A 12515-nucleotide genomic window follows, 5' to 3' on the forward strand; every position below is an offset into this window, starting at 1 on the left:
GATCCACCATCGTGCTCTCCCCAACTTTTATGCAAGGCTAGTGCTTGTAGTGTTGTTATTATTCCGATTCGTCCCGTTTCTGGCCCAATAGCAACTTGCAGTATGCTTATTTTCCGACTTACCTTTTTTCACGAATTTCATCGCAAATCCCGTCAATGATCTCCCGCAAATCTTTTGCCCCTAGATCCCCTTCGCCGCGCTTCCGTACCGACACCTTGCCGGAAGAAGCTTCGTTCTCGCCGAGTACAAACATATAAGGAACCTTCTCCAGCTGCGCTTCACGGATTTTGTACCCCAGCTTTTCGTTACGCTCGTCGATCTCCGCACGGATTCCGGCATCGCCGAGCGCCTGCTTTACCTGAAATGCATAATCAAGGTAGCGGTCCGACACCGGCAGCAGCTTCGCTTGAACCGGCGCAAGCCATAGCGGGAAAGCGCCGCTGTAATGCTCCGTCAATATACCGATGAAACGGTCGATCGAACCGTATACGGCGCGATGAATGACGACCGGCCGATATTTCCGGTTATCCTCTCCGATGTACGACAAGTCGAACTTCTCGGGCATTTGGAAATCCAGCTGGATCGTTGCGCATTGCCAGCTCCGTTTCAACGCGTCCAGGATGTGAAAATCTATTTTAGGTCCGTAGAAGGCGCCGTCTCCTTTATTCGTCCGATAAGAGATCCCCCTTCCGTCCAATACGTTCCGAAGCGCGCTTTCCGCTTGGTTCCAAAGCTCCTCGGAGCCCATCGATTTTTCGGGGCGCGTGGACAGCTCGATGTTATACTCGAAGCCGAAAACCTCGTAAATTTGGCCGACCAGCCCGATGACACGGCCGATTTCTTCTTCAATTTGGTCGGGACGGACAAAGATGTGAGCGTCATCCTGGCAAAACGTCCGTACGCGCATCAACCCGTTCAAAGCGCCCGAAAACTCGTGCCTGTGCACTTGGCCGAATTCGGCGATACGAAGCGGAAGCTCGCGGTATGAGCGAAGGCTGTTTTTGAAAATGAGCATGTGCCCCGGACAGTTCATCGGCTTCAGCGCAAATTTCGTCTCGTCAACCTCGGTAAAGTACATATTTTCGTGGTAATGGTCCCAATGGCCGGATCGCTCCCATAGCCGCTGATTCATCATGAACGGAGTGCGGACCTCTTCGTAATCGTTCTTTGTCTGCAGCTCGCGGGAGAAGCTTTCAAGCGCGGTCCGGACAAGCATTCCCTTCGGCAAATAAAACGGCATTCCCGGCGCCTCTTCCGAAAACATGAACAACCCTAACTCTTTGCCGAGCTTTCGGTGATCCCGCTTCTTCGCTTCTTCAAGCAGCCGCAAATGCTCATCGAGCTGACCTTTCTTCGGAAATGAAGTGCCGTAGATGCGCTGCAGCATCTTGTTGTTCGAGTCCCCGCGCCAATAGGCGCCGGCCACGCTCGTTAGCTTGAACGCTTTGATTCGGCCTGTGGACGGAAGATGCGGTCCGCGGCAAAGATCGACGAACTCCCCTTGACGGTAAACGGTAATGACGGCATCCTCGGGCAAAGCACGGATGAGCTCCAGCTTAAGCGGCTCTTGCAGCCGATCGAACAGCTGCAGCGCTTCCTCGCTGCTAACCGCGCTCCGAACGATCGGCAAATTTTCCTCAACGATGCTCTCCATTTCTTTCTCGATTGCGGCGAGGTCTTCGCCTGAGAGCGGCTTTTCGATATCGACGTCGTAATAAAAGCCGTCCTCAATCACCGGTCCGATTCCGAGCTTCACCGCCTCATTCCCGTAAATGCGCTTTATCGCTTGCGCCATCAGATGAGCCGTACTGTGACGGTACACCTCCAGCCCGTCCTTGCTGTCGAGAGTAATAACTTCTATTACGCTGTCTTCCTCAATCGGAGTATGGAGATCCGCCGGCTTCCCGTTCACTTTTCCCGCCACTGCTTCTTTCTTTAATTTGGCGCTGATGGTCTCCGCCACTTGTTCAATGGTCGTACCTCGCTCGAATTCCCGTACGTCGCCGTTCGTTAACGTCACTTTGATTGCCATGTCACAAGCCCTCCGTTCTTGGATTTGATTTGTATGTGAACACAAAAATACGCACTTATCCCGCAAGGGACGAGCGCGCTCGTGGTTCCACCCTAATTCGATTCGCACGAATCGCGAATCCTTAGCTCATTCTATAACGGGAACACCCGGCGACCTATACTTTCAAGACTGAGAAGCTTGATTTCCAGATCGCAGCTGCAAGGCGGTAAATCGATACGATTGCCGAAGGGGATTTCAGCCGGTTGTCCCCTCTCTCTGGACGGCGCTCGATAACGATCCATGTCCTTGGTCATCGCTTTTCATCGGTATTTGAAAACAAAAAAACGCGCTTATCCCGCAAGGGACGAGCGCGCTCGTGGTTCCACCCTAAATTCGATCCGCACGGATGGCGAATCCTCATCAAACTCGATAACGGGATTTCCCGGCGACATATACTCTCAAGGCTGTGAGGAGCTTGATTTCCACATCGCAGCTGCAAGGCGGTAAATTCTTATGATAACCGAAGAGGATTTCAGCCTGCTGTCCTCTCTCTCTGAACGGTCTCGATAAAGAATTGTTGTCCTTGGTCGTAGCTTTTGTTGAATCTGATTATAAGCACGGAATAAGAAAGGTGTCAAGAGATACAATTCAACCTAAATGATTGCGCAGAAAGTGTGTTAGTTTGGAGAAGAGGACATCCGGGGATTTCAGCCCGACTGCCGACCGCCCCTCATCTAATGAATATCCATCCATACCCGATGTATGCTGGGAATATCCTCGACGAACGAAAGACGGTACACATCCGGATTGGACAAAGCTTCCCACTCTGCGAACCCGATCCGGCTATCGTAATATTTAAGCAGCAGCGACATCAAATTCCCATGCGTAACGATGACGACGTTCTTATATCCGCTGTTCAAAACCTCCGTAACTGCGCTGACGGCACGGCCCATGGCCGTGCTGCTTGCTTCTCCGCCTACATAACGTAAATCCAAGTCATCGAACGTATTGCGAAGCAGCTCGCGCCAATCGGGACGGTTCCCGCCGGACAAGATTCTCTCCGTTAATCTTTCATCCATAGCGATTTCAAGACCAAGCCGATCCGCAAGCGGTTTTACGGTACGGTAGGCTCTATCAAACGGACTTGAAACGATATAATCGATCGGTTTGTCCGAGAAAAACTCGGCTAGCTTTTCCGCCTGACGGACGCCTTCCGCAGTTAAAGGTGCATCGGCCGCCTGCCCTTCCGCTTTGCAGTGGCGCACAATGTAAACATGTTTCACGTACGATACCTCCTTAATATATTCCTCTCGCGTCAGAAGGCAGCTCCTTTACCCGCTCAAGGTAGCTTGTCATGTTCACATCTTCACGAATTTCATACGTATATCCGAAACACTCCGCGACATCCTTGGCTGTAATTCGGAACAACTCGCACGCCGCGAAGACCGAATTCCACATGTTGTCGTAGTCGCTGTCAGAATACGTTGCCTTGTACATATTCCAATACGGCTCCGGTAAGTAGCGCTTAAAATATTTGCCCATCTTCCCCGGAGACACTTGAAAATCATGCTTCGTGCCGATCCACCATGACACCATTTCATCCAGCGGCTTCCTCACAATGGTATCGAACATGAGCTTGGCGTACGGCAATTCGTCGCGCCATATGCCTTTTGCGACATTTTGCAGACACCACCAAAATTCATTGCAGCTGCCCAAGTATAACGGCTCCGAAGGCTTTTTCACATGGTAGTCGACATCCGTAGGGGCAGGGATGCTCGGCAGGCAGTGATCTTTATCCAGTAAAGGAAGCGTCAGCTTATCGCTGACGTACCCATCCATCATCGATTGTTTCGTTTCAATGTGAAGGTCGATCCGATTTCCGTCCTTAAACAGCATGAGATACGTATAAGACCGCGAAAAATCCGCGTTTCTCCCTAACGCTCTGTCAATTTTATCGGGTTCTTGCTTGATGAGCAGCTCGCCGAATACGTTGATCCAATCTTCATCTTTAATAAAAGAGGCCGTCTCCGTTACCACATAAACAATATCATAGTCCTGAAAAATGTCCGCGAGGGCATTAGGGTTTGTGCGCGACCCGTTCATATAAACCGCACGAATCCGCTCATCCTTTTCAGCAACTCCTAAGATCAGATCGAACATTTCTTTCTCGCTTCTCATATTCCGTGACCTCCATATAAGCGGTAATGGGCCCTAAAAATTCGGATTTATTACCAAATATACAGGCCATTTACGCATCGAACAATATATCGCCCCACCGCGGTGACGAATTAACGGAATAATTTTTTTCCATGTAATCTTTCTTCTATCCCTGCCGTACATTGTGGTGTATAATTCACTTTGTTTGTTCATCGAATTAATGAAGTTGCAACAAAGACAGAACATACGGAAACAGGTGATTGAATTGTTCGAATTAAAATGGCTGTGGAAGAACCTGGCGGGAAACCGAATCCGGTATATCGCCGCTCTCTTCCTCTCGGTAGTGGTCTCATCAATGACGATCGTTAATCCGTACATCAGCCAGCGTATCGTCGATACGTTTATTGCAGGAGAGAACGCCCTGCAAAATTTGACTGAAGAGCGCGGGCTGCTAATCTGGCTCATCATGGGCATGATCGGCTTCACGCTTTTGCGCACGGGGCTTTCATACGCAACTTCGATGCAGTACGAAAAATCTTCGCAAAACATGCTCTACAACATTCGTATTTTTCTGTACAACAAGATTCAAGGGCAGGATATGGAATATTACGACCATAACCGCACCGGCGATCTGATGACCAAGATGACCGGCGACCTGGAGATGGTACGCCACTCCTTGGCGTGGATTATCCGGACGATCATTGAATCGGTGACGGTTTTTGCGGTCGCGCTCATCTACTTTTTCTCCATTGACGTCGAACTGACGCTCTGGATGCTGATCTTGGCGCCGCCGTTATTTATCGTTGCCTTTCTGTTCGCCAAGCGGGTACGCCCGATGTACGTCGACCTGCGCGAGCGGCTGTCGCAGCTGAATACAACGACTCAGGAAAATATTTCCGGAAACCGTGTCGTGAAAGCTTTCGCCCGCGAGGAATATGAGATCGAGAAATTCCAAGAGAAGAACATCAATTATTCGACGGCGAATAAGAAAGCCGCTCTCGTATGGCTCGATTATTTTCCTTATTTGGAAACGATCGCGCAGGGCTTCGTTGTGATTCTGATTCTGGTCGGCGGTTTGTTCGTCATGAACGGGCGGATTACCTTCGGTGAGTTTGCAGCGTTCAACGGGTTGATTTGGGCCATATCCAACCCGATGCGCAACATCGGCATCATTATTAACGATATCCAGCGGTTTTTCGCAAGCTTGGCCAAAATCATGGAGGTTTACTACGCCAAGCCGAACATCGTCAACGAGCATAACGCCGTGAACAAAAGCCGTTATAGCGGACGGGTACAATTCGATCACGTCACCTTCAAATACGACAATACGACCGTGCTTCACGATGTGAGCTTTACGGTTGAACCCGGAGAAACGGTTGCCATAATGGGCCCGACGGGCTCAGGCAAAACGACGATCATCAAGCTCATTCCGCGATTCTACGACGTTGCCGAAGGGCGCGTACTCGTCGACGGCGTCGACGTGCGCGAGCTGGAGCTTGACGAGCTGCGCGGAAACATCGGCATAGCGACGCAGGACGTTCTGTTGTTTTCCGATACGATCGACGGGAACATCGCGTACGGCGACCCCGACCTACCGGAAGAGGAAACCTTTAAAAATGCAAGGCTTGCCGCCGCACACGATTTCATCGTCAAAATGCCGGAAGGGTATGACACGATTATCGGTGAGCGCGGAGTCGGCCTCTCCGGCGGGCAAAAGCAGCGCATCGCTCTCGCGCGCGCGCTCGCCGTCCGGCGTCCGATCCTCATTCTGGACGATACGACGTCCGCCGTCGATCTCGAGACGGAGGAGCACATTCAAAAAAGCTTACGGGAGCTTGATCACCCCTGCACGAAGATCATCATCGCTCAGCGGGTATCCACTACGGCGCAAGCCGACCGCATTCTGATCGTTGACGGCGGCCGCATCATCGAGGAAGGCACCCACGCCGAGCTGCTGGCGAAGCGCGGTTACTATTACGAAGTGTTTATGCTGCAAAACGAGGGCATCGAAAGACAGGTGAGCACCAATGGCTAGGAATAAATTCGACATCGACGAAAATTTGGAGTCGCCCTTTGACATCAAGCATTTCCGACGGGCGATGGTGTACATCAGAAAGCAGCAAAAGCCGATGATTATCGCCTTTGTTCTTAGCGCTCTATCGGCGGGCATCGGGCTGACCGCTCCTCTCATCATGCAGCATGTCATCGATGTAATCATCCCTGAGAAAGCCGTCGCTTCGCTGATCGGATTCTCTGCGCTGATACTGCTCACCATCGTGGTCAGTGTCATTCTCGCCACGATCCGCTCGCGCATTATGACGAGCGTCGGGCAGGATATTATTTTTGACATCCGTTCCGATTTGTTCAAGCATTTGCAGGAGCTGCCGTTCAAATATTACGACGACCGCCCGCAAGGCAAAATTCTCATCCGCGTCGTCAACTACGTCAATTCGGTTTCGGATGTACTGTCTAACGGTATTATCAACTTCATTCTAGAAATCTTGAACTTGATTTTCATCGCCATCTTTATGTTCGCCGTGGACGTTCGGCTTTCGTTAGTCATCTTGGCAGGGCTGCCGCCCTTCCTCGGCATTATGCTGCTGATCAAAAATAAGCAGCGGCGGGCATGGCAGGCGGTTTCCAACAAAAGCTCCAATCTGAACGCCTATACGCAGGAAAGCATCACCGGCATCGGCGTGACGCAAATTTTTTCCCGAGAGCAGCGCAATGAAGGGATATTTACGCGACTTGCAACGAATTATCGAACGGAGTGGATACGGGCTCTAAGGCTCAACGCTCTAATACCGTTTTCGGTTGATAACTTAGCCACGATCGTATTAGCATTGATTTATCTTGTAGGTTTGCTTGCGCTGGAACCCGGTGAAGTAACCTTCGGGGTCATTATCGCCATGAGCGGCTACGCATGGAGATTTTGGCAGCCGATTCTGAACTTGTCGAACTTGTACAACAGCTTCATCAACGGCGTAGCTTATCTTGAGCGCATATTCGAGACGTTGGATGAGCCGGTTACCGTGAAGGACGCTCCGGGAGCGAAGCGGCTGCCGCCCGTTCAAGGCAATGTAACCTTCGAGAACGTAACCTTCGGTTACGATCCGGGGATCAACATTCTGGAGAACGTGACCTTCGAGGTCAAAGCGGGAGAAAGCATCGCCTTGGTAGGACCGACGGGTGCGGGGAAAACAACGATCGTAAACCTGATCTCGCGCTTTTACAACATTACCGGAGGCAAGATTCTTGTCGACGGCAACGATATTTCACAGGTAACGCTGCAGTCGCTGCGCAGCCAAATGGGCATTATGCTGCAGGACAGCTTCATATTCTCCGGGACGATTATGGACAATATTCGTTACGGCAAGCTTGACGCAACGGAGGAAGAAATTATCGCCGCCGCCAAAACGGTTCGTGCCGACGATTTCATCCGCGAGTTCGAGCAAGGCTACCAGACGGAAGTCAACGAGCGCGGCTCGAAGCTTTCGCAAGGCCAACGGCAGCTTATCTCTTTTGCTCGGACGCTCTTGGCTAACCCGCGCATTCTGATCTTGGACGAGGCCACCTCGTCGATCGACGCGAAGACCGAGCGGTTGCTCCAGCAGGGGTTGAACGAGCTGCTTAAAGGACGCACGTCGTTCATTATCGCGCACCGGCTGTCCACCGTGAAAAACTGCGACCGCATCATGTACGTGTCGGACAAAGGCATCGCGGAGGCCGGCTCGCACGATGAACTAATCGCGCGGCGCGGCTTGTATTATAAGCTGTATACGGCGCAAAAGATGGAAGCGTAATAAGGCAAGCCCCCGATTCCTTGTTGATGGAATCGGGGGCTTGCTTCTCATTATGGCACAACGGTGTTTGTAAAATTGTTATTCGGATTGATCGTCTCTCGTTCCTGATGTCTGAAACGCACAAAAAGGAGAAAATAACCCGTTAGGCAAATTCGGCAAGCTTTCCAGCAAGAGGCTTGTTTCGTTCTGCCAATCGATCATGACCGTCCTCCCGAACGGCGTCGTGACATATCTCATGCGCAGCTCCAGCAAACGATCGGATTTCCAAGAAAAACCGCAAGCGATTTCCAAATTCGCGCCGCGGAACGGCTGCGGCGAACGCTCATAATGCAAGTGTCCTCTCCCGAACCGGAACTCCTTCGGTCCGTCCGAAGTTATGATCCGGACAATCGCATATTGTTTATGAAAGGTGAAGCGGATTCGGCTCCAACCTTCCTCGTTGTCGCCGAGTCGGTACGCCGTATCCGAAACGCTATGCTCGAACGGCGATTCAAGAGAGCTCCAGGCCGGATCGACGGACCGCTCCAGCGTACCGTCTTGCATGGCTGCAATAGCGGAGAGAGGTTCGGATTCGTCTGCCGGAATCGGTGCCGAAGCCGTCATACTCGGAAGCAAATGCTCCCAAACTTCATTCAAGACCGCTTGCATTTCATTCGTGCCGGCGGTGCAGACAAACACGGCATCCTGAGCAGGCATCACAACGCAGAATTGTCCGAACGCCCCGTCTCCCCGATAGGCGCCGTGCCGGCAGCGCCAAAACTGATACCCGTACCCTTGCGTCCAGTCGCTGTCGCCTTCTTCCCCGTTGGATATTTGTTTGGATACCGCTTGCCCGATCCATTCCTCGGAAAGCAGGCATCTTCCTTCCCATACGCCGTTCTGGAGATAGAGCTGCCCGAATTTGGCGATATCTTCGACGGTTACGTACAGTCCCCATCCCCCCGTATCGACGCCTCTGGGACAGATCTCCCATGTCGGGTCGTTTATGCCTAAGGGCTCGAATAAGCGGGGCTGCAAATAGGTCAACAGCGATTGTCCCGTCACCCTGAGAAGGATTGCGGACAGCATGTAGGTTGCTCCGCTGTTATATACAAAATGCGTCCCCGGTTCATATTCGACGGGCAAGCTTAAGAAGGCCTTCGCCCAATTTCCGTTCGGATCGTTCAGCATCGCTTCCATTGTATCCTGAGCGTGCCCGGTGCCCATCATAAGCAGATCGCGCACGGTCATTTTCGATAAATTCGAACCCTTTTCCCCCGGCGCCAACTCCGGAAAAAAGGATACGACACGGTCATCCAAAGAAACGGTCCCTTCGTCTGCGGCCAATCCGATCGCTGTCGAAGTGAAGCTTTTGCTTAACGAAAACATCATATGCGGGAGGTCGTTGCGGTAAGGCAACCAGCTTTCCTCCGCTATGACATGGCCGTGCCTTAGCAGCATAAAGCCGTGCAGCTCCAGCCTCTTCTCATCAATTTTTTCGAGAAAACGCCGTATCCCCGACGGATCTACCCCTTGCGATTCCGGACGGCTGCGCGGCAAATCGGCGCGGTAGCCTTGCAGTATATCGATCGATTTAAAATATTGCGGAGACGGCACCGGCCCTTTCAGCAGCGGATCGTCCGTGCGATGCATCCAATCGTGCAATTTCCTTAGCAGCTCCTTCCGGATTTCGCGATATTCCGGAGCATCCGCCACGCTCCGCTTCTCTAACGGGTCTAGCTTCAAATCGTAAAGCTCGCAATAAGGATTAGGGACAACCCACTCATCTAAGAATTCACGGTAAGCGGGGCTCGCCTTCGCGTCGATCGGCACGTCCACCGTATCGTACGTATTGAAGTGCATGATCAGCTTGTAGCGCTCGGTACGTACGCAGCGAAGAGGGTCATAGGTCGTATGGTACGTCTTCTCGGCGAATATTTCGGTGCGTCGTTCATAATGCTTCCCCTCAAGCAAAGGGAGAAAGCTTCTGCCTTGAACGCCTTGCGGCTGGGGCAAACCGAGCGCCTCCAGAATGGACGGCATAATATCGATATGGCTGATCAACGGGTCGTAGACGCGTCCGCCGGTTAAGCCTCCGTTCGGCCAGTGAACAATCAGCGGCACCTCGATGCCGGGATCGTATAAGGTGCCCTTGGCTCTCGGAAAGTCAAGCCCATGGTCGGATGTGAATACGATCAACGTATTGTCCCGAAGGCCGAGCTCATCCACCTTATCGAGAACTTTCCGAATTGCTTTGTCCAATTCGAGGATGTCCCCTTGCAAGGCGGCCATCTCCCGTTCAACCCCCGGATAATCGGACAGCCAGCGCGGAGCCTTCGTTCCTTTGCTTGCGTCCGGTTCATTCAGGCCGTTCTGCGAATAATGGCGGTGCGCTTCCTCGAAGCCGATCTCGAGATAGAAGGGTCTTCGATCCGCCGGGCTCGTTCGCTTATATTTCTCTAGCCAGTCAACGGCGCTTGCCGAGGCGAATTTGCTTAGCGATCCCGGAATCGCTTCTTCAAACCCGATGTCCGACGGCTTTCGTGCGACATGCTGGGTGCCGATCAGAGCCGTCCGGTAGCCGTGCTTTTTGAGCCATTCCGGAAGCGGCGTTTCTTCCTGCGGCAAATACCAGGCAAACTCGGCGTGCGCAAGACCCATCACTCCGTTGGAATGGGGATATTTCCCCGTCATGATCGAGGACCGTGCCGGCGAGCATTGAGGGGCGGTCGTAAACGCGTTCGAAAACATAACGCCGGATCGGGCAAGAGCGTCCAGACAATCGGATCGTACGGAAGTCGCGCCGTAACTGTTCAGATGCCTTCCAAGATCGTGACTCGTAATAAACAACACGTTCGGTCTTTCCATTTGTTCAGCCTCCTTGCTTCCGCCGTTCACTTGTTTGCAGTTGTTGTATAAAGGATGAAGCCGCCCCGGAGTCCGGGACAGCTTCCTCTTGCCTCCATTATTTCGAAGCCTTGTATGCGTCCAATTGTTTCTGGTATTCGGCTAGAACTTTATCGATTCCCGCAGCCTTCAGCTTATCGAGCGCCGACTTAATATTCGAATCGAAATCAATGACACCGCGGTAAATCGGCGTTACGTCGGATGTAAATACGGCTTGTACGTTAGCCATTTCGGACTTGACCGGCGAAGGATCGAAGAAGAAATCTGCCGCAAAGAAGTTCGAAGCGGACGGATTCGATTTGAACAACTCTTTATTCGCCGACAACTTGCTCTCGTCGACGCGGATATAGTTCAAGTTGCCGACCATCCAATCCGGGTGCTCGTACAATGGCTGTTTCGTAGCCTCATCAAGAATCGTTTGCTTGCCTTTCTCCCCGTCCTTGTTGTACGTTTTGCCTTCGATTCCGTACAAGAACAGATCGTAGTTGTCTTGATTCTCGTACAACCAGTTGAGGAATTTCACGCAAGCTTCCGGATTTTTGCTGTTAGCCGCTACGACGTTAATATTTTTCGCGCCGACCATACGGTACGCTTGGCCGTCCGGGTTGAAGCGCATCAGCTCAATGTCGGAATCTTGGATGTCCGGGTACGTCTTTTGCAGTTCCGGCAGAGTGTTTGGCGGAGTGCCGAACAAGAAAACCCACTCGCCGGATTGAATTTGCTTGTCCATCTGCTCTTGTTTCACTGTCAATACGTCCGGATCCAACAATTTGCGCTTATATGCGTCGCGGAACCATTGCGCGTCTTGCTTGAACTCTTCGGTTTCGACCCAATTTTTTACGACGCCGTCTTGGCCGATGTACGCAATGTTGTCCCGTACGGTAAACGGATACGAATCATACAAGCGTTGGAAGATATCGGCAGGGCCGGCGGCGCCGCCGCGAATCGGGAACGTCATCTTCATGCCTAATGTTTTGTTAACCTGTTCGAACGCGTCCAGCATCTCTTCCCGGGTTTTAAACTCCGTCGGAGCGCCCGCCTTTTTCAACCAATACTTATTGACCGTGATCGATCCGTCGACCGACGACTCGTACCAATATGCCGGAACGCCGTAAATTTTGCCTTCTTTCGTCACGCCGCTCCATACCGATTCGGGAATGTACTTCTGCAAATTAGGCCCGAATTGCTCGATTTCCGCCGTAATATCCTTCAGCGCGCCGCGTGCGGCATAGTTCGCCAAAGATACTTGGTCGTTCATAACGTGGAACATGTCGAATTCGTCGCTCGTCGAAAGCTTGAGATTAATTTTTTGTTCCCATGCGCCCCAGTCGATGTACTCTTTTTCGATTTGGACGTTGACGCCGTCGGCAAGCAGCTTATTGTTAACTTCCGCTTGCACGGCTTTCCATTCTTTCGGCTCCGAGCCAGGAACGACATACTTGATCGTTACCGGTTTCTCGGCTGTCGCATCCGTTGCATCCGCGCTGCCGGAAGAATCCTCGCCTGTGGAAGCGCTAGGCGCGGTGTCGGAGTCGCCCGATTTTTGTCCATTGGAGCATGCTGCCGCAAATACGTCGAACAGCAATACGGCCAGTAAAACTAATGCGATCTTTCTCATTTTCGACCCTCTCCCCATAATGAGTTGTTTATATGTGAAC

Annotated in this window: 7 protein-coding genes; 2 read left to right on the forward strand and 5 right to left on the reverse strand. The window is 52.0% G+C overall.

All coding sequences use genetic code 11. The features are described from left to right. Nucleotides 1-118: 118 nt before the first annotated feature. From thrS to PT964_RS22415, 3 genes are all read right to left on the reverse strand, one after another. On the reverse strand, nucleotides 119-2032 hold the full coding sequence (gene thrS, locus PT964_RS22405) for a threonine--tRNA ligase (protein ID WP_274365589.1): 1914 nt from the start codon (nucleotides 2030-2032) through the stop codon (nucleotides 119-121). A gap of 713 nt (nucleotides 2033-2745) precedes the next feature. Further along, on the reverse strand, nucleotides 2746-3294 hold the full coding sequence (locus tag PT964_RS22410; protein ID WP_274365590.1) for a histidine phosphatase family protein: 549 nt from the start codon (nucleotides 3292-3294) through the stop codon (nucleotides 2746-2748). A gap of 13 nt (nucleotides 3295-3307) precedes the next feature. Further along, nucleotides 3308-4189: an aminoglycoside 6-adenylyltransferase gene (locus tag PT964_RS22415; protein WP_274365591.1), complete on the reverse strand. Its 882-nt coding sequence runs from the start codon at nucleotides 4187-4189 to the stop codon at nucleotides 3308-3310. Between the two features lie 235 nt (nucleotides 4190-4424). Here PT964_RS22415 and PT964_RS22420 point away from each other — a divergent pair, with 235 nt between their 5' ends. Together PT964_RS22420 and PT964_RS22425 are read left to right on the forward strand one after the other, a co-directional pair. Next, complete coding sequence (locus PT964_RS22420; RefSeq protein WP_274365592.1) at nucleotides 4425-6203, forward strand: ABC transporter ATP-binding protein; 1779 nt, start codon at nucleotides 4425-4427, stop codon at nucleotides 6201-6203. After that, on the forward strand, nucleotides 6196-7971 hold the full coding sequence (locus PT964_RS22425) for an ABC transporter ATP-binding protein (RefSeq protein WP_274365593.1): 1776 nt from the start codon (nucleotides 6196-6198) through the stop codon (nucleotides 7969-7971). Before PT964_RS22420 ends, PT964_RS22425 begins: the two co-directional genes overlap by 8 nt. A gap of 78 nt (nucleotides 7972-8049) precedes the next feature. Here PT964_RS22425 and PT964_RS22430 read toward each other — a convergent pair whose 3' ends face one another. Together PT964_RS22430 and PT964_RS22435 are read right to left on the reverse strand one after the other, a co-directional pair. Beyond that, the gene (locus tag PT964_RS22430; protein WP_274365594.1) at nucleotides 8050-10818 is read right to left on the reverse strand and encodes a sulfatase-like hydrolase/transferase; all 2769 of its coding nucleotides are present in this window, start codon (nucleotides 10816-10818) and stop codon (nucleotides 8050-8052) included. 97 nt (nucleotides 10819-10915) lie between these two features. Further along, on the reverse strand, nucleotides 10916-12475 hold the full coding sequence (locus PT964_RS22435) for an extracellular solute-binding protein (RefSeq protein WP_274365595.1): 1560 nt from the start codon (nucleotides 12473-12475) through the stop codon (nucleotides 10916-10918). Nucleotides 12476-12515: the final 40 nt, after the last annotated feature.

It is taken from the genome of Paenibacillus thermotolerans, assembly GCF_028745515.1.
Classification (GTDB): domain Bacteria; phylum Bacillota; class Bacilli; order Paenibacillales; family YIM-B00363; genus Paenibacillus_AE; species Paenibacillus_AE thermotolerans.